We start from the raw sequence: 22,645 nt of genomic DNA, 5'->3' as shown, positions 1-22,645 counted from the left end.
CCTACACACCTTCTTGACCATTGATAGGGAGCGAAATATAAAATGTCGTTCCATACCCTACTTTGCTTTTGACATCAATTTTCCCATTGTGCTCTTTAATAATTTTGTAGCTTACCATAAGACCTAGGCCTGTTCCCCGCTCTTTCGTTGTATAAAACGGCTCCCCAAGCCGCTTCAGTTTATTTTTTGGAATTCCTGGCCCTTCATCTTGAATGGAAATTTGAACCCGGTGATCATCTTCTTTTGTGATCGAAACATAAATATTGCCTCCATTTGGCATCACTTCGATTGCATTTTTTAATATGTTAATAAAAACTTGTTTTAATTGATTGGGTTCGCAAAATATATCCGGCACTTCCCCGTAGTCTAAATGAATTTGCACATTTACTAGAATAGCCTGTGCATTTAATAATTCTATCGTATCTTTCATGATTTTCACAATATTTTTTTGTTCAAATCGAACAGCTTGAGGCTTCGCCAAAATAAGAAATTCATCAATGATTGATTCAATTCGCTTCAGCTCAGAAGTAATGACATTGAAATACATGGAATAATCTTCTTTTATGCTTCCTTGCAGCAGCTGGATAAATCCTTTTAACGCTGTCATTGGATTGCGGATTTCATGGGCTATTCCGGCTGCCAATTCCCCAACAATATTGAGAGTGTCCGATTTTCTCAGCCGCTCTTCGATTTCTTTTCTTTCAGTGATATCGCGAAATATAACTAAATTCATATTTTCAATAATGTGGCGTTTAAATGAACATTCGAGAATTCTTTCCTGCTTATTTTTCACCGTAATCGCAAATTCTTTCGTCAACCCATCCATTTTCCAATCACTTTTAAAATGAATGGGAAAAAATCGGAATATGCAATCACGTCCAATTTGGTCTTGTGTTAATCCTAAAATTTGCATTGCAGCAGGATTGGCATCAACAATCACCCAATCATCATTAAACAGAAGGATGCCGTCCATCGCTCCGTTAAACACATTCCGAAATTTTTGTTCACTTTCACGCAATTCTTTTTCCATTCGTTTCCGGTCGCTGATATTTCGCAATATGGTCATATGGGTTTTTTCCTTCGGGTTGTATTTTGATGTGAATTCGAGCTGCTTCTTTTGTCCGTTCGGCATGTAAAACATTAATTCTTCCCGGATGGCACCGGATTTTAAATATTCATCTTTCACCTGCAAAAACTTTGGATCATTTGCATTGATAAATCGCATTAAATTGCTTTTCAACAGTTCATCAAAGGGGAGTTCAAATATGCGGCAAGCCCATTGATTCGCGCGTATAATATTTCCAAAATGATCCCAAATAAGGATGGCATCAAGAGCATTTTCAAAAATTTCTCTAAACCTTTCTTCACTCTTCAAAATTTGCTGTTCCATAAGCCTCTTCTCTGTAATATCGCGCAATATCGACATGTAAAATCCGTGTAAAATGTTTGACGTGGTCGTAAATTCAAAAATTTTTCGCGTTCCGTCTTTTAATCGGACAGGCATTTCTCCTTTCATTTTTCCTTTTTCAAACAATACTTCATAAAAATATTTTTTCATTTTCTCATCTTCGATAAAATCTGAAAATTTATAGTTTTTGAGTTCATCACTCGGAATGCAAAAGCTTGTACAAAATGATTGATTGGCATCTATAATAAATCCTTCGTAATCAAAAATGACAATGCCGTCAACAGCACGGTCAAATAAATCCGGAAACAGCTGTTCATTGATCGATCGTTCCTGTTCAAGAATTTTTTTCGAAGAAACATCCCGAAAAATAGCAAGATTGTATGTGCCGTAAATGTTCTCAATGATGCTGTATTCAACATATTTGATTCGGCCGTTTTCCAGTTTTAACATGAGTTCCGCATATTGCTGTTTTTCATGATCAGAAAAATTTTTTATAAATTCGTTTCCTGGCAGAGCTGCTACAAAATCATCTATCGACTTCTCTAGTATGACTTCTTTTTCCATTTCAAAAAGGCGGCATGCTGACTGATTTACTTGAAAAAACTTGCCGTGATGATCTAAAAGCACCATAGCATCTACTGATCGATCGAAAATTTCGTAATATTTTTTTAATTTTTCATTTTCTTGTTGCGCTTTTTTTAAACGCTTTGCCAACAAATCTTCTTCAATGGCTGCAATGTTTTGCTTCAAACTTCCCACCTCTCATTTTAACACTCTCAATATATTTACATTTTCTACAAATTACGTTAGAATCCTTCATGCACTGTCAATTTAGTCAATTCGATGTACCTTTCAGTACGACTGTTTACAAAATGTTGAATTTGTCTTATATTTTAAATCGAAACTTTTTTTGAAGGTGATAACATGAATGAGAGGAACAGCTACTTTGATAACGCCAAGTTTATATTAATTCTTCTTGTCGTGTTCGGCCATTTTATTCGATCGATGATTGAAGACAATTACATTATGATGAACATATACAAATTTATTTACACGTTTCATATGCCTGCGTTCATTTTAATTTCCGGCTTTTTTGCCAAAGGGTTTAACAAACAGGGATACGTTAAAAAAATAGCCAAAAAACTCATTTTGCCATATTTCATTTTTCATGGCATCTATACAGTTTATTATGTTTTGATTAAAGGCGACAATCTGCTCCATTCAATTGATCCTTTGAATCCGCACTGGTCCCTCTGGTTTTTAATAAGTTTGTTTTTCTGGAACGTCATGCTGATCCCGTTTTCTAAATTGAATAAATTGGTCGCTTTAGGACTTTCGTTCTTTATCGGTATTGCAGCTGGATATTTTGATTTCATCAGCAACTATTTGAGCTTGTCACGTACACTAGTCTTTTTTCCTATTTTTTTAATAGGTTTTTATTTAAAGAAAGAACATTTTGCCATGATGACGAAGCTGCCTGCAAGATCTTTAGGGGCAAGTGCTCTGTTGCTTACATTTGTGACGTATTTCTATTTGCCTTTTGAGTATGAGTGGCTGTTCGGTTCCATGCCTTATTCAGCTTTTGGCGAAACGGATATCTTTTCAGGGCTGGTGCGGCTCGGATTTTATTTTCTTACTTTGATTACGACGTTCGGATTTTTCTCGTTAATACCGAAAAAGCGTCAATTTTTCACTGAATGGGGCACAAGAACTTTTTACGTTTATTTATTGCACGGATTTATCATTCAATCGTTCAGAGACAGCGAACTTGAAAGCTGGCTTACAGAAATAGAAAGCATCACGGTATTCGCCATTGTTTCAATTGTCGTTACATTCTTGCTGTCGAGCCGCTTTGTCAAAACGATCGCACAGCCAATCATTGAACTTCGAGCGACAATGCTAAAAAAAATAGTAAAAGGCTTATAAGACCGGGGCTGACGCACACAGACAGTCACATCACATAAATAGAACGGCTTCTAATAGCTTTTCAGAAATAGGTCTTTTCTACAGTCCGAGATGCTGAAACAACAATCTAGAGTAGTTAGAGAAATAACTTCAAAGGCGTCGCAGTTCCTAAACTTTCTAACTTTAAAAACAAGTCATAAGTCAGAGGTCCTAGCGGGGTATGGAAAATTCGAACATTTGCCAAAAAAATCTGGCGAGGCCCCTCGATGGACTTCGCCAGATGTTCAATTTTTTAGTCAATCCATTCAGCAATCTTCAATAATGAGATAGGCTGTTTTAATTGGCCCATGTACGCCAACCACTAAGTTCATTTCAATATCCGCTGAATTGCTCGGTCCTGTAATAAAATTAATGCAGGAAGAAATCATTTCGCCTTTTTCCACCATTTGATGAAATTTTCTGGCGGCCTGTGTCATTCTAGGGAGGATCGTGCTTTTCGGAATAATGGAAATATACGTTGTCGGCAAAAGGCTGACCGCCCTTCCTTTCCCTCCCCCATTCAACAAGACAACCGTTCCGGATTCAGCCAGTGTATAATCGCTGAACGTAATTCCGATATTTGCTCTTTCCGCAATTTGAATATTTTCTTTTCCAAGCTCAGGATCCCATATATGCACGTCTGTTCCTTCGTTTGGCAATTCCTCCAATAAAAAAGGCATCAGCCCGAATGCTTCAAACCGATGATCGTCCCACGTCACAATCGGACCGCCTCCATAAAAAGCAATCACCTCTTTCAGCGTATTTTTCAATGATTTGGAAGTCGTTCTGTATACATCGACATGAACATTTTTACATTGTTTTATAAATGCATCAACCAGTTCGTCGGAAGAATAACCAGCAAGTGTTTTTTCTTGAGGGTGAAATGACCAGCTGGGCCGTTCCACCCCTTCCTTCCGGGGATTTCGTCCTAACCTTTGAGCTATCATCTGCAAAAACGAATCTCGATTTTGAATCGTTCCGTTCATGAACGATCACCACTTTCTTTTTTACGATTGTGAAACCATTCGCGAAAGCTGTTTTTTTCCGGTGCCGGGAAATCACGTATGGACGTCCAATTTTTCAAAGGACCTGGTCCATTGGAAATTTTCCCGTCTTTCGAAAACGGTTTGAGGGCTGCTGGCGCCAGTTTTGTTCCCCACTGATACAGTTTTTGATTCGATGCTCCTATTCCAAATGCCTTCATCGCCAGCTTCTCGCTTATTGGCGCTCGTCCTTCCCGCTCGACAATTACTTGCCGATGCTTATGGAGAAGTTCATGAAGCGGAATTTTTACGGGGCATGCTTCCGTACAAGCGGCACATAGTGTGGAAGCATAAGGCAATTCCTTAAAATCATCATAACCACCAAAAAGCGGCGTCAATACAGCGCCAATCGGACCTGGGTAAATCGATCCGTACGAGTGGCCGCCTATATGCCGATATACAGGACAGACGTTAATGCACGCTGCACAACGAATGCATTGAAGAACAGGCTGGAATTCAGTTCCTAAAATTTTGCTTCGTCCGTTATCAACAATCACCAAATGGAATTCTTCCGGTCCGTCAACATCCTCTTTTTGTTTCGGACCAGTTAAAACCGTTATATAGCTCGTTAATTTTTGACCGACTGCACTCCTTGTCAAAAGACTGACAAGCACATCAAGTTCTTCGAATGTTGGAACTATTCTTTCCATCCCCATGACAGTTATTTGTGTTTTCGGAATGGTCGTCACCATGCGGGCATTTCCCTCATTTGTCACTAAACAAAACGATCCGGACTCGGCAATGGCAAAATTGCATCCTGTGATGCCGACATCCGCTGTTAAAAATTCCTCCCTAAGCATTTTTCTCGCATGGAGTGCAAGCTCCTCAGGCTTTTCTGTTTTCTCATACCCAAGTTTTCGCTGAAACACATCTCGAATTTGTTCCTTATTTTTATGCAGGGCTGGGGCTACAATGTGCGAAGGCGGATCATGATCATCAATCTGCAATATATATTCGCCTAGATCCGTTTCAATAACTTCACAGCCCGCTTCCTCCAAACATTGATTCATATGAATTTCTTCCGTCACCATCGATTTCGATTTGACAATTTTGCGAGCCTTTTTTTTCTTGATAACGCTTTGGATGTAATCGTTCGCTTCCTCCGCTGTTTGAGCAAAAAAAACATGTCCGCCCCTTTTTGCAACATTTTCGCTTAACTGGTGTAAATAATAGTCCAAATTTTCCAATGTATGCTTTCTGATTTGTTCACCGAGCGATCTCCATTCTTCCCAATTGCCAAGCTCTTCAGCAGCTTCCAGACGTCTTTTTCTCAGCCTTTCTTGAGCATCTTGGACTGCATTTCTCATAAAATCGTTTTCAATATTTTTTTGCACCCTTTGATCAAACGGCTGATCCGAAATTTTCATTGCCATCCTGCTTTCCCCCCTCCATTATTCGATACTGTTTAACACCTCAGCAATGTGCATGACCTTCACTTGTTTATTTTTCCTGCTTATTCTCCCCCCAATATTCATTAAGCAGCCGCAGTCTGCCCCGATTAAATAGTCGGCATCGGTTTCCTCAATATGCCGAACTTTTTCATCAACCATTTGTTCAGATATTTGTTCCATTTTGACGGAAAACGTTCCGCCAAAGCCGCAGCAATCATATGCATTTGGAAGCGGAACCAATTCAAGCCCCTTCACGTTTGCCAGCAATTTAAATGGTGCCTCCTGAACTCCAAGAAGACGGGTCATATGACATGATGTATGATAGGTTGCTTTTCCTTTTAATGTTGCGCCCACATCTTCCAAATTTAAAACATCTACAATAAACTGTGTTAATTCATACGTCTTATTTGCAAGCTTTTGCGCCTTTTCTTTCCAAACCGGATCTTCATCAAAAATGTGCGGATATTCCTTAAACATCGTGGCACATGATCCGGAAGGTGTGACAACATAATCGGCATGTTCAAAGGTGAGAATCATATTTTTCATCGCTTCTTTTGCCGCTTGAACATATCCGCTGTTATAGGCAGGCTGTCCGCAGCAAATTTGGCTTTCCGGAAATTCTACTTCGCATCCAAGTCTTTCTAAAAGCTCAACTGTTGCTTTGCCTACTGAACCGTTAAATACATCCACTAAACATGTGACAAATAATGAAACTTTCAATTTGCTCCCCCCGCCTTGTGAAACAGTTTCAACTAAGATGTAACCCTTTTCTTTTCACTTTATCGCTTTTTTTATCTTTAGTCAACAGGTCATCTGATGACTAGAAAGGAATATGCTTGCTTTATTCATAAAAAAAGCCGCCGTGTCGATCCATTGTTTGAAGATATCATACTTACTATTGGGATCCATGAGACGGTTTAACACCATGGCAAAAACGGCTTCGTCATACTGAGAAGCAGCCTCGGAATCATCCATGATTTTACGTAATAGCCGACCAAGCCCTAACTTTTCCCATACCTTTCGGAACAGATAAACCGGCCCAAACTCTTTTGTCCAAAGCACGGAGACAGAAGAGGAAGAGCCTTGCCCGTGAATTCGGTCAAAGTAACGCTCTGAAAATTTGGCTAATCCCTCGATTATGTTATCGACAGAGCCATTCTCTAATAAATGTTCTAACCTCCCTAGATTACAAAGCGTTTGTTGCCGAACTTTATTGTCTACACGAAATGTACGACATATTTGTAGATATTGACGAACAGAACCATTTTTATTTTTTGCTTATTAATTCGAATATACATATGTGGGTTTATTTGGCATGTATTTTTTTGAAAATGGCATTGAAAACTCCAAAGTATCCTCTTGTCAAATTCCGCTTCCCCCCCAAAAGACCCGAAATTAGTAATTAAATTTCCTAGTCTCTATTTTTATATAACAAATTATACCATTTTCCCATATTATATATTGTGTTATTTTCGATAGAATATAAGTGTAATGATTAAAGTCCTGCGGTAATATGTCAAGGTGAAAAATCATAGAAATTGGAAATTCCCTTGTCCGATGATCCGAAAAAAGGCAATACTGAAGAAACCCAGTATTAGTACATGTAATAAACTGGGTCTAAAGGTTGATATTGGTATACCAGATCGATCCTCTTATCGATCTTCCCCCTTTCTTGGCGTGTAGATTTGACCGTTGCGTAGCAGCGCATCGATCACACGCACGAGTTTTCTAGCGGTGAGGACGAGGGCTCGTTTATGTTGGTGTTTGGGCACTTCCTCATACTTCTTCCGGTAGTACGCACGAAACGTCGCATCATGCCGTTGTACCGAGTTGGCAGCCTCCACTAGGTAGTAACGGAGATAGCGATTGCCGGAACGAATGAGGGAGGTGTCCTCGGCTTGAAAACGGCCCGATTGGTGCTTGGACCATGTCAAGCCGGCATATTTTGCCAAGGCGGCCTGATTGTGAAACCGCTCGATTTGCCCGATTTCGGCCAGGATGCCTGCGGTATAAACCGGTCCGATGCCTGGGATGGTTTGCAGTGTGTTCGGAATGCCTTCAAGATGGCGGGTAATGGCTTTATCGAGCTCTTTGAGCTGCGATTGCAGGCTGCGGATTGATTGAATCGACAGCCCTAACAGCAAGTCGATGGAATCCTCGACACACTTGGACAACCGATACGACGAACGGGCCGCCTTTTGAATCGACTTGGCGATGCATTCCGGATCGGAAAAGCGATTGCGCCCTTTTTGGCGCAGGAAGTCGGCCAACTGCTTGACATCCATTTGGCAGATGTCATCGAGGCTCCACGACTCAAGCAGCAGTTCGAGAATGGCATGTCCGAAGATCGAACTGTCCACCTCTTGGGTAAAGGAACTGCATTTGTAAAACAAGTGCTGGAGAAAATACTGTTTCTCACGGGTTAACTGGTGGACGAGATGATATCGCATGCGTGTCAGTCGCTGAAGCGCGAGAAACTGCTCCTTGAGGACAGCCGTCATCTTCAGACGGCCGAAGCGAAGCCGATCCGCAATGATCCAAGCATCGATGTCATCCGTTTTCTCCAAGTCGACATAGGCTTCTTTAAACTTGCGAATGAGCTTTGGATTGATCGTAAACACCTTGACGTTCCAAGCCTGCAAGGCCTCCTGCTGGTGGAAAAACATAGCTGGATGCCAACTGTAGACCGAGGTGGCTTCCATCCCGATCAGAATTTCGGTTGGCTTTCGCTTGTTAGCCCACAGGAGGATTTGATCCCGAAGGAAGGTGGCGCCCAGAAGATGATTATCCACTTTGAAGCGTGCGCACGTATTTCCTTCATGATCCATAATGCAGGTGGCTAAGTCGCGTGAGCTCACGTCGATCCCGACGTAGAGTTTCATGAGATCACCTCCTATTGTTGTAGGATCGAGGGGTTGGACTCTTCGGGATGCCCCCGGATCGCGCCTGTTGACCAGTCACCCTCGCATATGAGAACTCACGTTGGACCATGGGCTGCCCTGGAAGCTGCTCCTTCCAGCATGGGGAAAACCAACGGGAACAGCCTGCGGGTTAGACGTCCAAACAGGGGTCGAGGAGACAGACTTTACAAGTAGTCAAAGCTACAGGAGTGAGAAGAGTATCCCCGATGATCCTAAGACCATTATCCAGGAACATTGCGAAAAGTCCAACCCCGGTACGCTCAACCCTTTGTGGGAGGGGCGCGCCCCTCCCACAAAGGCAACCACCCAAGATATGCGATTGTCAAGGAGCGTATCGGACTGGAAATTCGATAAAAAAACTTTCTGAAACTTAGTATACGAGGAGGTAATGTTATGGAGAACCCTAATGAAAGATTGGATTTAGATGATATTTTAGCTATAATTGAAAAACTTTCTGAAGAAGATGCAAAATCATTTCTAAAAATAATTTATGGGAAGCTTGGAAATTTTAAATATTCTACAGAAGACATTACAAAAGAAAATATAATCAATGACATTGAAACAATTTTTAGTGAGAAAATACCTAAACTTTTGCAAATAAGAGAAGAACAAAAAAATAAATCTACATAATCTTTATGTAGATTTTTTCTTTTAAACTTAAACTGTAGATGAGTAAATCCCATTACATTTATTACCATCTTTAAAAAGAAAACAAAAATACCCTAATGCCACTCGTAACTGGTGTTTAATGGAATCTAGTGGCACTCCTCGTTGGGCTTCGTAATAAATAAACTCAGTGAGATTGTGGATTTTTCTCGATCTTACACTCGCAAGACCGGTTGAAAAATCACTTGAATGTTCTGTCATGCAATAGATATACGTAAATTGTACGATGACCCAATATCGTTTAATGGCTCGCTCATGTCGGGGGGCTGTCTAATAATCGATTTTCCGGCTTATAGACGCCCTTTAATGTTTTAGAAATGTTGATATATCAATGCTTATGATGTTCCGTTTTCAATGGATTTTGACTTTCTGGACAGCCCCTAATGTTTCTTTCGTTTGCCGAAAGTAGCTTTCGATCGACCAGCGTTTCGCATAGTATTCAAGAATAGCCTGATCACTCAGTTTTTGTGTCTGTACTCAAAAAACAACGCAAATGCTCGCTCGTCATCGGTTGATCGGTTTTCAAACAAAACAATACCACCGCATTTGGAATGTCGTTCAATGCCCCTTCGTAGCGATACACTCGATACGTTTCCCCTCCCACGGTCACGAGGTGGGTATCGGAAACATCGATGTAACGGGCAAATTCTTTGCGGATGGACGAATTCCTTGTGGATACAGGATGCGGTTGGTTTTCAGTGCTGCCCAAACGGGTTTCTCCCGAAAAATTTTTTATTGCCGCAAAAAACAATAGTTCTTTTGTCAGTTCAAGTCAGAGATGGCATGTGTAAAAACGCTTGCATCATATGTCAATTCCTAGTTAAAAAGACTCTGTTTTAGCCCCTGTTTTTATATGGGCTTTATGATGTTTTTTCAAAACCTTTTCAACATTTGTCAGGTGTGCGAGCATTAAATGCTGTGCTTCTTCCGCGTTTTGTTGTTCAATTGCTGTAAAGATGGCTTTATGCTCTTGAAAAATTCGTTCTGCGGTTACTTGCTCTGAATAAAGCCAAATTTTTCGTGTTTCCCGCATCGTTTCAACAATCATGTCGGCTACATTGTTCATTAAGCTTAATAAAATGGGGTTTTGCGTAGCGGCTGCGATCGCTTTATGAAACTTCCAATCCGCTTTTTCTCCTAATTCTTCATCGTTTATATGGATAAGCATTTCGTCAAGCGCAGCTTTCATATCATGGAGATTTTGCTCCGTCCGCTTTGCTGCAGCAGTAAATGCAGCACCGACTTCTAATATTTTTCTAACCTCTAATAAATGTTCAATATCTTTCATATTCATTAACGCCGCTGTCGAAAGAGAAAACGTGAATGACATGGGATCAAACTCTTTTACAAACGTTCCTTCCCCTTGTTTCATTTCAACAATCCCCATTGCTCTTAATGCGCTTAATGCTTCACGAATCGCTGCACGGCCGACTTGAAAATTTTCAGCAAGCTGATGAACGGATTCCAATTTTTCTCCTGGTTTTATTTCTCCTTTTTTAATCATATCTAAAAGGGCTTCCGCCACTTCTTCATAAAGCTTTCTCGGTTTGATTTGTTTATATTCCATTTGCTTCACCCCAAAGTTCAACTAAACAAAATGAAGTCCAAAATATCGGTACATTTATTTTACTGGAAAAGACTTATAAAAATCAAAGTGTTGGCGAAAAAATAACAACGTCTAACCATAAACTTTTTCTTTTTTGACAACTTTTTTGGAAGGAATCATAGACCTGTGTCTCCGAAATCGCGCAAATGACTGAATGAAACTTCATCATAAAAAAAGAGAAATTTGTCTAAACTCTTAAACAATGCTTCATCCGTTACGAACGTCTAATATGTAACTCACTTTTACTGTACCAGTTAAAATGACAAAAACACTCGACGAATATGCTTTATAGCTGTAGACTTGTTAAGGTGATTGATAGAAACGGAAAAGAACGCGTACGAAAAACTTATCAAAAGGGTGAATCCCTGCTTCTTCTTATTTGAAAAGAATATGTTACAATAATGTAGAAAATCGCTACTTCTCAATATCCATTATGAAAAAGGTGTGGAAATATGAACATCATTGTCAGTTCATTAAATGCCAAATACATTCATATGAACTTGGCTATACGTTATTTAAAAGCATATGCCGAGCCAGAATTTCAAGTTCAAATGGCAGAATATACGATAAAAGATCCCGCGATGAACATTGTAACAGATTTGTTTCGAAAAAAACCGGACATAATCGGTTTTAGCTGTTACATATGGAACATTGCAGAAACAATCAAAGTGGCGAAAATACTGAAAAAAATAAAGCCGGAAACCATCATTGTCTTTGGTGGGCCTGAAGTATCCTATGATACGAAAGAATGGCTTGAAAAAATCCCAGAGATTGATTTTATTATCGTAGGAGAAGGGGAAGAAACGTTTAAGCAGTTTTTGCGGGAAGCACATGGAAACCAAGAATGGGAAAACGTGAGCGGTTTAGCTTTTCGAAAAGACGGAGCAGTCATTGTAAATCCGCAGAGGAACAAAATTGATCTGCGAATGATGCCGTCGCCTTTTCGATTTGAAGAAGATGTGCCACATCTTAGCAAACGGATTGTTTATATTGAAACGAGCCGCGGCTGCCCCTTCAACTGCCAATTTTGCTTATCTTCCATTGAGGTTGGGGTTCGTTATTTTGATCGGGAGAAAATCAAGGAAGATATTCGCTATTTAATGAAAAACGGTGCGAAAACAATTAAATTTGTCGACCGAACGTTTAACATCAGCCGGAAATATGCGATGGACATGTTTCAATTTTTAATTGATGAACATGTTCCAGGCGTCGTGTTCCAGTTCGAAATAACTGGCGACATTATGCGCCCGGAAGTGATTCAATTTTTAAATGACAACGCACCGAAAGGACTTTTCCGATTCGAGATCGGCGTTCAATCAACAAACGATTTCACAAACGAATTAGTGAAACGTAAGCAAAACTTCGCAAAACTGTCCAGAACGGTGACGATGATCAAACAAGGCGGAAAAATAGATCAGCACCTTGATTTAATTGCCGGACTTCCTGAAGAAGACTACAACTCTTTTCGCAAAACTTTTAACGATGTGTTTGCATTAAGACCTGAAGAACTGCAGCTTGGTTTTTTAAAAATGCTCAGAGGGACTGGTCTTCGAATTGGAGCTAAACATTTTGGCTACGTGTATATGGATGAACCGCCATACGAAATTTTAAGCAACAACGTTCTCTCTTTTGAAGATATTCTCAAAATTAAACAGGTGGAAGATGTTCTTGAGAAATTTTGGAACGACCATCGAATGGACGCGACAGTAGAATATTTAGTAGAAGAAGTGTTTGAGACGCCTTTTGATTTCTTTCAAGAATTTGGCGCCTACTGGGATGAACGCGGATGGGCAAGAATTGGTCATCAGCTCGAAGATTTGTTTCGAAGATTATTTTCGTTTATTCAAGAACGCAAACGAGAACATTTGCCAATTGTTGAAGGGTTTCTGAAATACGATTATTTGCGCAATCAGAAGCAAAAGCCGCGAAAGCCATGGTGGGATGAAAAGCTTAAAAAACAGGAGCAATCAGCAATCTATCAATTTATCCTGTCCAACCCTGAAATGCTTGGAAAAACCTTTTTAAATCTGTCTCTTTCGGAAAAAGATTTATATAAGCATACGGTTTTAGAAATTCTTCCATTTAATCCTGAGCTGTATTTGCAAAAAAAGATATTAGTAAAAGAGCCGGCAATTTTGTTAGTTTATTACAACTATAGCGATCACCAGCCGCATATGTTTTCTTTTCCGTATACTGCGCTGAAAAAGGTGAGGGAAGCTTAACATCCCTCACCTTTTGTTTTTCTTTTGTTTTCTTCTAAAATATCGTAAATTTTCGCAGCATTAAAATCTCCCAGTTCATTGCCAAATTCCAAATCTTGTTTCACATCTTTTTTGTTCTTTACGTTTTTATTATGATCCATGTGCTTTCCCCTTTTTTGAATTTCGGTTAGCCCCTTTCATCGGGTCTTCATCTGTATAGGATGCTGAAAATTCTTTTTCAGGAAGGCTTTCTGTCGGTGTTTTGCTCGTTTTTTCTGCTTGATTATATGCTTGTTTCCTCTTCAATCTGCATCCTCCTTTCTTTTTTATCTTTTTCAGAAACAAACCATTTATTCAGCTGTTTCTATAAAAGATGGAAAAAGGGATGTGCTTCCATATGGATGCCCAATCGTCAATGTTTTAGAAGTTTTTTCGATTACTCCGCAAGGGTATTTTGTGCTTCTTTTATAACGGGTTATGCGGCAATTTTGATGTTTTATACTTCAAGCTATTCGGCAATTTTGGACCGTTTTCTGTTTTGCAGCTAAAAAAAGTGATGATTTAGCACTTTGTTTGCATAAAAAAAGAACCGCTCTTATTTGGCGTAATTTCGTAAAACTGCCAAACAATGAAAGAAGCGATTCATGACAACACTGAAATTCGTTTATTCTATTCATCTTCGCAATGGATGGTTGACCTTTTTTACTTTCTAGCTTTGAAAATATTTTTTACTTTTGAAACCACGTAATGGCTTCCTCCGCGATCTTCAACACGTTCAATCATCATCGTTATTAAAAGATCTTTTTTATCCGCATCAACAGCAACAAACCAACCGTTTTCCTGACCTTTTTCTCCTTTTGCCGCTTTCAGCTCTGCCGTTCCTGTTTTTCCAGCCAGCTTCAATCCTGGAGTTCGAGGTTTATATGCCGTTCCGTTCGGATCCTCCACCACTTGAATCAAATCTTGAAAAATCAAATTCGCATGTTCCTTTGAAACAACATGGCTTTTCCAATTGGATGGTGTCTTCTCTTCTTCTTTTATTAATACGGGCTTAATCATGTTTCCGCCATTGATAAATACTGTAAAGGTGTATGCTAAATGCAGAGGAGTGATTTGAATTTGTCCCTGTCCATATCCAGAATCGGCTAAAAGCACTTCATTATCCATACCGTTATTTGCAACTTTCGATGTTTCAACAGGAAACGGAAAATCAATTTTTTCATTAAATGCAAAGGACTCTAGTCCTTTTATAAATTTTTCGGCTCCAATATTTAAAGCAGCCTGAGCGAAGTAAATATTATCTGAATAGGCAAGAGCAGCGCGCAAATCAACTTGTGTTGCAGGGGATGGAACCCGCTTAATATAATAATTGCCCCAGCTCCCGTCTTTTTGCCAAGTATCTTTTGGAATGGAAATCTTTTTATTCGGATCAATCGTTCCGGTATTGAGCCCAATCGCTGCTGTGAGCGGCTTTAAAACAGAACCAGGTGTATACAAATTTTTGAACTTAGCCATAAACGGTTTATTCGGATCATCTTTTTTCTTCTTGTATTCCGTCAGAAAATCGTTCGGATCATAGGACGGCGCACTGACCATAGCCAGAGTTTCTCCGGTTTTTGGATTGATTGCGACACTTGCACCGGAATCAGTTGATAATTCTTTGTAAATATTTTGCTGAAGATCAGCATCAATTGTAAGGTAAATATCGTTTCCGTTCTCAGCTTCTTTTTTGGCGATCACTTCATCTGTTCCTTTTACTTTGATGATCCAGCCTGTCGTTCCGTGCAGCTCATCTTCAAAAACTTGCTCCAATCCAGCTGCGCCAATTTGCTCAGAAGAGCTGTACCCTTTTTCCTCATATTTCTCAAGCTCTTCTTTATACATTGACCGCAAATAGCCAGTCAAGTGGGCAGCGCTCTCGCCAAAAGGATACATTCTTCCCGTTACATTTTTTTTCTTAACGGAAGGAATGGCTAAAAGTTTGTTGACAAGCTCTGTGTCAGCCGGATTTACGATTTTCAGCGGGACGAATGAGTCCTCCTTCACCCAGCCTTGGGATAATTTTTTCTCAATTTCCTCCTTGGAAACTTCAAGAAGCTTCGCTGTTTGTTCCAAAATGGTTTCTTTTTGCTCCTTCATTTCTCCCGGTACTACACCGATTTCAAACAACAGGCCATTGATGGCAAGTCCTTTTCCATTTCGGTCAAAAATCTCCCCTCTTTCCGGCGCGATCGGCTGGATGGAAATTTCTTCTCCTTCATCAAGCTGAGGAAAAATAAAGGAAGGATTCCATTCAATTCGCCAATCGTTTCCATTATCGGTTTCTTCTTTTTTTAAAACGGCTTTGTTTTCAAAGCTTATTTTCCCCGCTAATGTTTCCATTGAAACAGCAAATGGGAATGTAATATTTCCGTTTTTATCAGGCTTTATTTCTTCTTTCGGTTTCTTAAAGTCGATTTTCAGCTGTTTCACACCTGAATCTTGATAAATTTTTTCATAGCGGGAAACAAATTCGTCTTTTTTGATATTTTTTTTCACATTGGCAGTCAATTGGTCATACATTTCCGAAAAATTTTGGTCTCTCCAATTGGCAACAAAGTCTGCAAAACGATCCTCCGGCTTTGGATCTTTAGAACATCCCGAAAAAAGCACCAGCACGACAAAAACACTAAAAAAAAGCTTTCGAATCCGCACAAAAATTCCCCCTCTCCCCTATGATTTTATCACAATTCTTTTTTATCCAATAATTACCCGTTCTTTCGGATAATGATAATTGGCTTCCTTCCTCTGTTTTCCAATTAAAAAGATAAACGATAAAATGCCGATCCGACCAATAAACATCATGATCATGATTATGATTTTTCCGATCGGACTAAGTTCAGGTGTAATGCCAAGCGAAAGCCCTGTTGTTCCAAAGGCTGAACAAACTTCAAAGATAATTTCCATTAACGTAAACCGTTCTGTTGCAGATAATATGACAATCGAAGTTAAGCACAAAATAACAGAAACTGTCATAACGGCAATTGATTTTTTTATATCATCTGGGTGTATTTCCCGTTTAAATACTTTCACCGTGCTGGAGCCTTTCGCAAAATGAAAGGCAACTAGCAAAATGACTGCAACGGTAGTCGTTCGAACACCGCCACCCACAGAGCTTGGCGAAGCACCTATAAACATAAATATGGACATAATCAGCAAAGTCGTCTCGCTGAACATGCTGACATCCATTGTATAAAGCCCTGTGCTCCTTGTGGTAGCTGATTGAAACAGAGCATAGAAGAAAGATTCGAGAAAACTTTTATCAGATAAATAATTGCCTGATTCTATTAGATAGATCAGGATTGTTCCAATAACGACCAATGCGAAAAATGTCACAGTTGTCAATTTTGTGTACAAAGAAAACCGGTATGTCCTTTTTGTTCCAATTGTCAAAATAAAGTTTTTTGTCTCAATCAAAACTGGAAATCCGATAGCTCCCAGCGTCATTAAAATAATATGAACCATTTGGACAAAATAATCATGTGCAAAAGGTACGAGCGACGAACCGCTTATATCAAAGCCGGCATTCGTTGTGGCGCTGATGGCAGAAAACATGCCATGCAAATAAGCTTCCTTCCATTCCGGAAAATATTTTAAATAATATGTGCCTAATATGATGGTGCCGATCAGTTCAATAATCAAAATCATCAACATAATTTGCCTCATTAAATTTACAATGCCGGACAAATTCAATTGATTTTGATCAACCATGATCAACTGACGTTCCCTTAAGCCTATTTTTTTGCCTAAAACGAGCCAAAACAATGTGCCCAACGTCATGATGCCGATGCCGCCAATTTGGAGAACAATCATTAAAATAAAAATCCCCGGAACGGTAAACGTATCAATAATTGAAACAGTTGTCAGCCCTGTTACACTTACTGCACTAACAGCAGTAAACAATGCATCCAAAAACGTCCATTCGGCATCCGGTTTGTGAACAAACGGCAAACTGAGTAAAATGACCGCAACTGTGATAGCTAAAAAATAAAAAATAGCAAGCATCTGAGCTGGTGATAGTGAAACTAATCGATTACGAATATTTACTAGCATCCTTGTTCAATCCTTTTTTTTACTGCTCATACTATCATAAAGAAAGTACAAGTTTTTTTAAAGAGGTTTTTCCAATTTTGATCATCGAAACTGAAAAATTTGTTATTGTGTCAATTTCTACAAATTCATACTCAAGAAAAATTTATCTGAACTTATTAATTCCATATAAAATGCTTGTTTTTTTATATCTTTTTATTAAAAATAAGGGTAGGCTGTTTAATAAAGGGGGATGTTATGGGAAAAATTCAATTGCGCCGTTCCGTTATGGTTCAATTATTACTATCTTTAAAAGGAATACACGAATTATCCCCTGAAGAAGTGATGAAACAACAATTGCCCTCTGATCAAACAAACCAAATACCTGGCTTCATCAAAAAATTGAGCAAACAAAGAGACAAAGGAGAGCTTGGACTGTCAACGAATGAAATCGTCATCTTAGGAAATTTTTGCGAACTAACTTCCTTGAAATCAACTTCCGTTCAAAATTGGGTCAAGCGTGATATAAAAGAAATCATCGGTCCTCCTGAACTTGGAAAAAAATATTCGGTCGAACAAGCTGCTTTATTGTTAATTGTAAAAGATTTAAAAACCATATTCGACTTTGAAACTGTCCGTTCCTTATTGATGAAAGTTTTTAATACGATTTCCGACCGGAATGATGATTTAATCAGTCCGTTAATGTTTTATAAATTATATACAGATGTGTTGGAACAAGTAAAAAATGTCGAGATCGACAACAACCGGCAGTTTGAAAAAAAACTTTTCGTACAAACAAAAAGGCTTCTTCAAAAGCAAACTTCTTTATCGGATGCTCAAATCGACAGCATTTGCCATGTGACGGTTGCTGCGGTATTGGCTGTTTTAACGTATCATTTTCAAACAAGGGCAAAAGCGTTCATTGATAAAGAAAGCGAATCGACAAAAAATAGATAATAACTAACTTTTAGATCGGGAATTGCGGTTGTGCAATTCCCGAAGTTATTTTCGGGCTTGACTACTTTTAGCCGAACCTTTTATGTAAAATTCGAGAGCCCTCATGTCTTCAAGCAATTCCTTTTTCATTCGTTCAAAAGCTGTATAACGTTCGTATGTAAAATCCATTTTTTCTTCCATCATCTTGACCATTTCATGAAAATGGTTTGAAATTCTTTGTAAGCTATTTTCCATCATGTTAAGATAAACATCATTTTTTTGATGATTCAAATAAGTCCCCTCCTTATAGCAGCCAATACCTATATAATAACAAAGAAACGGCAAAGGGCAACATTTTTAAGGGAGCGTGAAATCACATAGAAAAGTTAAGAAATGTGGCGAGAAAGACAAGAAAAGAGGGATTTCTAATTTTACAATTGCAGTTGTCGCAGCACAAGATAGAAATGGCAATATGATTGCTCGAAAAACAGGAACAGGGCGTGTGAAAGCCGAAGAAATTGAACTGTGATAGGTGAGTTTATTCATCCTTCCGCTTTGCTATGCACTGATACAGCAACGAATTATAAGAAGCTTGCCAAATTGAAGGGGGTGTTGGTCAATGAACGCCAAAAGCAACGTGTTAAGGAAGGAATTTATCTTATTCAACACGTTAACAATTTCCACAATCGCTTGAAAGGTTGGGTGGAAAGGTTCTAAAGGGTTGGAACTCGTTATTTGGATCACTGCCTTTATTAGTTCCGTTGATTCATAAAGAAAGGATTTAACATTTGATAAACGTGTTATTTCAGCTTGTCAAAAATCAAATTATACAACTAAGAAGTGCATAATAAAAGACCTCAAAGCACTCTCCTTACTTTAAGAATATTGATGCGGCTATAAAACCTATTATGATCGCAAGAATAAGTATTCCAGTACCCTTCCAACCTAAACTACCTACTAAATCAGCAAGGTTTCCAGTTTCAGCTCTATTAAACGCATCGCTTATATTTCCAGTTGGGTTTCGTATTAATTCTTCTCGTCTTAGTCTTTCTCTTCTTCTTCCAGGTGTTTCTTTGTCTTCGCTCATTATCACACCCCCATTTTTGTAATACTAACATATGTTCTTCATACTCTTTACATAAATCTTACCTTAAGGTTTATAACATAATTTTAACACATTATGGTAATTTAACAAATTTTCATATAAAAAAATCTTTTAGAGAACAGCCTTTACTAAAAATAAACAATTGAAATGATCAAAACTAAAGACGCTCCGGACCATGTAAAAATGATAAAAGGGGGTGTCTAATAAGTCGTTTTTACGGCTTATTGACGCCCCCATTAATGTGTTAGATATATCGGTGTTTATGATTTTTTGTTTTCAATGGCGATTTGACTTTCTGTACAGCCCCTCTTAAAATAGATCATTCCACACCTTTTGTCCATTCTGCCACTTTACCTTGATTTGCTTCGACCCAATCTTCTGCTGCTTTAGCAGGATCACTGCCTTCTGAAATTTCCAACATGACTTGTTCAATATCTTCAGCAGTCCATGAGAATTGATCCAAAATTTTATATGCTTTCGGCATATCTTCTTTTAATCCCTTTCGAACGATTGTGGATATATGTTCTTCTTTCCCAAAGGAGCCTTTCGGATCTTCCAAAAATTTTAAGTCATATGCAGCAAATTTCCAATGCGGGGACCAGCCTGTAACGACAATTGGTTCTTTATTTTTATAAGCTTCCCCTAAAGCCGTTGCCATAGCTCCGCTTGAAGATGTTTGGACTTGCCAGCCTTTTAGGCTTTCATATGTTTTAACAGCGTTTTCCGCTGATTTTACAACGCCCGCTCCAGGTTCAATGCCTGTAATCGTTTTGTTTAATTTGCCAGCATATTGATCGAGCTCTTCAATTGATTGAATGTCCATATATTTCGGAACGACGAGCCCGATTTTCGCACCCTCCAAGTTTGGACCTAAATCCTCCAGCTGATCTTTATATTCTTCATATAAATCTCCGTGAGTAGCCGGCAGCCAGGCGGCAACCATGCCGTCTGCCTCACCTTTTGCAACAGATTCCCACATAACAGCATTATCAACAGGTGTAATGTCCACATCGAATCCTTGATCTTCTAAAACTTTTTTGATGACATGGGCGGAGGCGACTTCCGTATCCCATTCCACGTAAACCAATTTTATTTTTCCTTCATCTGCCGCCCCGCCTTGAGATCCCCCGTTTGATCCGCAGCCAGCCACTAAAAGCGACAAGGAAATTCCGGCAACAAGTCCTAGGCGTTTCCAAATTCGTTTAAACATAAATATCAAAACTCCTTTTTAATTTTTCAATTCGAAAAAAGACCAACTTGCTATACATGATCATGCTTCTTGTTCATGCTTTGAGTGAAGCGGTCGATAATGATGGCTAATATGACAATACCGATACCTGCAACAAATCCGGGACCAATTTGAGCGCGCTGCAAAGCGGATAACACGTTTCTTCCAAGACCCGGCGCTCCAATCATCGAGGCAATGACAACCATTGATAATGCCAGCATGACGGTTTGATTGATTCCGGCCATAATTGTGGCTCTCGCCATCGGCAGTTCTACTTTAAATAGTTTTTGAACTGCTGTGCTACCGAATGCATCAGAAGCTTCAATCAATTCTTTCGGCACCTGGCGAATTCCTAAATTCGTAAAACGAACGGTAGGAGGTGTCGCGAAAATTAATGATGCAAACACTCCCGGCACCATGCCGATGCCAAAAAAAGCAACGGCAGGTATTAAGTAGACAAATGCAGGCATCGTTTGCATAAAATCCAAGATAGGAGTAATCATTGCTTCCGCTGTTCTGCTTTTAGACATTAAAATACCTATTGGAATACCGATGATGACGGATAATAAACTTGCCATCAAAACTAAAGTAAATGTACTTATTAAATGATCCCAAAGCTCTTGGTTGTAAATAAACCAAAGGCCGACGATGGAAAATGCCGGCAGGCCAAACTTTTTTCCGCTTATAAAAAAGGCAATAATGGCAACGATCAATATGACTAAAACAGGCGGCACAGCCCCCAACAAATCCGCCACATATTCCATTAAATCCTCAAAATATTTTTTTAACGGATCAAACAAAAACGAAAAAGAATTTGTCACCCAGTCCGTAAATTGTTTGATCTTTTCCGCAACTGGAATTTTCGGAACAAAATCCAACACATTATTCAGCACTGTTTGTGCTCACCTCGCTTTCACCTGCAAGAGCCGCGATGACTGACCCGCGAACGATGATCCCTATTAATTTTTCCTTTTCGACTACTGCTACTGGTATCGGCGAGTCGTGGATGACCGTAAAAATATCATGCATTGGAGTGTCCTTTTCAACCTTCGGAACATTTGTCCGCAATATTTCTTCAATATCACGAACATCTTTTTTTCTTGCTTCTGATGCATCATCAGCTGTTACATAACCTTTTAGATTCCGTTTGCTGTCAACAACGAAAATGGTGGATATCCCTTCTTCTCTCATTCTTTCCAATGCAACACGCGGTCCATGCTTTTCAATATTGATCGTTTCGGGCCGTTTCATAATATGTTGCGCCGTCAATATTTTCGATCTGTCTACATCTTCAACGAATTTTTCAACATAGTCGTTTGCCGGATTCATTAAAATCTCTTCGGGCGTACCGATTTGCACAATCGATCCGTCTTTCATTAAGGCAATCCGGTCTCCAAGCCGCAAAGCTTCATCTAAATCATGTGTAATAAATATAATGGTTTTCTTCATCGTCCCTTGAAGATCGAGCAATTCATCCTGCATTTCTTTTCGGATAAGCGGATCCAAGGCTGAAAAGGCCTCATCCATCAACAGCACTTCAGGATCATTTGCCAATGCTCTCGCAAGTCCTACGCGCTGCTGCATTCCGCCTGACAGCTGATTAGGCTTTTGCTCCAAATATTGTCCTAATCCGACCATTTCAAGCGCTTTGATTGCCTTCTCCCTTCGTTCTTCTTTTGGGACCTTTTGAATTTCAAGTCCGAATTCTGCATTTTCTAAAACCGTTCGGTGCGGAAATAGGGCAAATCGTTGAAAAACCATGCTGATTTTTTTTCTCCGCACCTCTCGCAATGATTTTTTATCCATTTTTGATAAATTGTCCCCATCGATAAAAATGCTTCCTTTAGTCGGTTCAATCAACCGGTTGAGCAATCTTATCAATGTGGATTTGCCGCTTCCAGACAACCCCATAATGACGAAAATTTCTCCAGCCTCAACGGAAAAGGAAGCGCGATTCACTCCCACTGTATGTCCGGTTTTTTGTAAAATTTCATGCTTTGAAAATCCTTCATCTAATAGCTTCAATGCTTGAGCGGGGTTTTTACCAAAAATTTTTGTTAAATTTTTTACCTCAATGATCGGCATTTTTCCACCCCTTTTTATAAAATTCAATATTTTCAAAATAATA

19 protein-coding genes and 3 pseudogenes are annotated in these 22,645 nt (G+C 39.3%); 5 read left to right on the top strand and 17 right to left on the bottom strand.

All coding sequences use genetic code 11. The features are described 5' to 3' along the window. Position 1 precedes the first annotated feature (1 nt). Positions 2-2,158, bottom strand: a complete 2,157-nt coding sequence (locus tag NST97_RS00900) for a PAS domain S-box protein (protein WP_339199578.1) — start codon at positions 2,156-2,158, stop codon at positions 2-4. 174 nt (positions 2,159-2,332) lie between these two features. Between NST97_RS00900 and NST97_RS00895 the strand changes: the two genes are divergently transcribed. After that, positions 2,333-3,334 (top strand): acyltransferase family protein, encoded by a 1,002-nt coding sequence (locus tag NST97_RS00895; RefSeq protein ID WP_066247926.1) that lies wholly within the window; start codon positions 2,333-2,335, stop codon positions 3,332-3,334. A gap of 284 nt (positions 3,335-3,618) precedes the next feature. Here NST97_RS00895 and NST97_RS00890 read toward each other — a convergent pair whose 3' ends face one another. The 5 genes and pseudogenes from NST97_RS00890 to NST97_RS00875 all read right to left on the bottom strand — a co-directional run bounded on the left by NST97_RS00890 (position 3,619) and on the right by NST97_RS00875 (position 8,668). After that, on the bottom strand, positions 3,619-4,338 hold the full coding sequence (locus tag NST97_RS00890) for a LutC/YkgG family protein (RefSeq protein WP_341342803.1): 720 nt from the start codon (positions 4,336-4,338) through the stop codon (positions 3,619-3,621). Next, a complete protein-coding gene (locus NST97_RS00885; protein ID WP_063389373.1) occupies positions 4,335-5,768 on the bottom strand; it encodes a LutB/LldF family L-lactate oxidation iron-sulfur protein in 1,434 nt (477 codons plus the stop codon). Before NST97_RS00885 ends, NST97_RS00890 begins: the two co-directional genes overlap by 4 nt. Before the next feature lie 18 nt (positions 5,769-5,786). Then, a complete protein-coding gene (locus NST97_RS00880) occupies positions 5,787-6,506 on the bottom strand; it encodes a (Fe-S)-binding protein (RefSeq protein ID WP_063389374.1) in 720 nt (239 codons plus the stop codon). 141 nt (positions 6,507-6,647) lie between these two features. After that, positions 6,648-7,084 (bottom strand): annotated as a pseudogene (locus NST97_RS19155) (IS1634 family transposase); the annotation flags it as partial. A gap of 354 nt (positions 7,085-7,438) precedes the next feature. Further along, on the bottom strand, positions 7,439-8,668 hold the full coding sequence (locus tag NST97_RS00875) for an IS110 family transposase (protein WP_341342802.1): 1,230 nt from the start codon (positions 8,666-8,668) through the stop codon (positions 7,439-7,441). Between the two features lie 432 nt (positions 8,669-9,100). Between NST97_RS00875 and NST97_RS00870 the strand changes: the two genes are divergently transcribed. Then, on the top strand, positions 9,101-9,337 hold the full coding sequence (locus NST97_RS00870) for a hypothetical protein (RefSeq protein ID WP_144598530.1): 237 nt from the start codon (positions 9,101-9,103) through the stop codon (positions 9,335-9,337). 414 nt (positions 9,338-9,751) lie between these two features. Here the strand turns inward: NST97_RS00870 and NST97_RS00865 are convergent. Together NST97_RS00865 and NST97_RS00860 are read right to left on the bottom strand one after the other, a co-directional pair. Beyond that, positions 9,752-10,084: pseudogene (locus tag NST97_RS00865) on the bottom strand (IS701 family transposase); the annotation flags it as partial. A gap of 109 nt (positions 10,085-10,193) precedes the next feature. Further along, positions 10,194-10,940, bottom strand: a complete 747-nt coding sequence (locus NST97_RS00860; RefSeq protein WP_063389375.1) for a FadR/GntR family transcriptional regulator — start codon at positions 10,938-10,940, stop codon at positions 10,194-10,196. Between the two features lie 491 nt (positions 10,941-11,431). On the opposite strand from NST97_RS00860, the gene NST97_RS00855 reads away from it, so the two are divergent. Next, on the top strand, positions 11,432-13,201 hold the full coding sequence (locus NST97_RS00855) for a B12-binding domain-containing radical SAM protein (RefSeq protein ID WP_311067137.1): 1,770 nt from the start codon (positions 11,432-11,434) through the stop codon (positions 13,199-13,201). Here the strand turns inward: NST97_RS00855 and NST97_RS00850 are convergent. The 4 genes from NST97_RS00850 to NST97_RS00835 all read right to left on the bottom strand — a co-directional run bounded on the left by NST97_RS00850 (position 13,198) and on the right by NST97_RS00835 (position 17,272). After that, positions 13,198-13,341, bottom strand: a complete 144-nt coding sequence (locus NST97_RS00850) for a hypothetical protein (protein WP_339199568.1) — start codon at positions 13,339-13,341, stop codon at positions 13,198-13,200. The genes NST97_RS00855 and NST97_RS00850 overlap by 4 nt on opposite strands. After that, positions 13,331-13,486, bottom strand: coding sequence for a hypothetical protein (locus tag NST97_RS00845; protein ID WP_094245525.1), 156 nt, complete (start codon positions 13,484-13,486; stop codon positions 13,331-13,333). The genes NST97_RS00850 and NST97_RS00845 overlap by 11 nt, the downstream gene beginning before the upstream one ends. Positions 13,487-13,882: 396 nt before the next feature. Beyond that, positions 13,883-15,874, bottom strand: coding sequence for a penicillin-binding transpeptidase domain-containing protein (locus NST97_RS00840; protein ID WP_445206700.1), 1,992 nt, complete (start codon positions 15,872-15,874; stop codon positions 13,883-13,885). Between the two features lie 42 nt (positions 15,875-15,916). Continuing rightward, a complete protein-coding gene (locus NST97_RS00835; protein WP_063389377.1) occupies positions 15,917-17,272 on the bottom strand; it encodes a TrkH family potassium uptake protein in 1,356 nt (451 codons plus the stop codon). 234 nt (positions 17,273-17,506) lie between these two features. Here NST97_RS00835 and NST97_RS00830 point away from each other — a divergent pair, with 234 nt between their 5' ends. Beyond that, entirely contained in the window at positions 17,507-18,205 is a 699-nt protein-coding gene (locus tag NST97_RS00830) for a DUF1836 domain-containing protein (protein ID WP_339195010.1), read from the top strand. Positions 18,206-18,250: 45 nt separating this feature from the next. Here NST97_RS00830 and NST97_RS00825 read toward each other — a convergent pair whose 3' ends face one another. After that, entirely contained in the window at positions 18,251-18,475 is a 225-nt protein-coding gene (locus NST97_RS00825) for a hypothetical protein (RefSeq protein ID WP_063389379.1), read from the bottom strand. An 88-nt stretch (positions 18,476-18,563) separates the two neighbouring features. Here NST97_RS00825 and NST97_RS00820 point away from each other — a divergent pair. Then, positions 18,564-19,064: pseudogene (locus NST97_RS00820) on the top strand (IS1595 family transposase); the annotation flags it as partial. Here the strand turns inward: NST97_RS00820 and NST97_RS00815 are convergent. The 4 genes from NST97_RS00815 to NST97_RS00800 all read right to left on the bottom strand — a co-directional run bounded on the left by NST97_RS00815 (position 19,056) and on the right by NST97_RS00800 (position 22,602). Further along, on the bottom strand, positions 19,056-19,271 hold the full coding sequence (locus NST97_RS00815) for a DUF6366 family protein (RefSeq protein WP_339211279.1): 216 nt from the start codon (positions 19,269-19,271) through the stop codon (positions 19,056-19,058). The pseudogene NST97_RS00820 and the gene NST97_RS00815 overlap by 9 nt on opposite strands. Before the next feature lie 337 nt (positions 19,272-19,608). After that, positions 19,609-20,499, bottom strand: a complete 891-nt coding sequence (locus NST97_RS00810) for a glycine betaine ABC transporter substrate-binding protein (RefSeq protein WP_339211277.1) — start codon at positions 20,497-20,499, stop codon at positions 19,609-19,611. A 50-nt stretch (positions 20,500-20,549) separates the two neighbouring features. Beyond that, a complete protein-coding gene (locus NST97_RS00805; protein ID WP_339211276.1) occupies positions 20,550-21,410 on the bottom strand; it encodes an ABC transporter permease in 861 nt (286 codons plus the stop codon). Then, positions 21,400-22,602, bottom strand: a complete 1,203-nt coding sequence (locus NST97_RS00800; protein WP_339211275.1) for a quaternary amine ABC transporter ATP-binding protein — start codon at positions 22,600-22,602, stop codon at positions 21,400-21,402. The genes NST97_RS00805 and NST97_RS00800 overlap by 11 nt, the downstream gene beginning before the upstream one ends. Positions 22,603-22,645 lie beyond the last annotated feature (43 nt).

It is taken from the genome of Aeribacillus sp. FSL K6-1305 (assembly GCF_038050115.1).
Lineage (GTDB): Bacteria > Bacillota > Bacilli > Bacillales > Aeribacillaceae > Aeribacillus > Aeribacillus composti.
The sequence above is the reverse complement of the archived record's forward strand: the minus strand, read 5'-3'. Positions and strand labels throughout refer to the sequence as shown.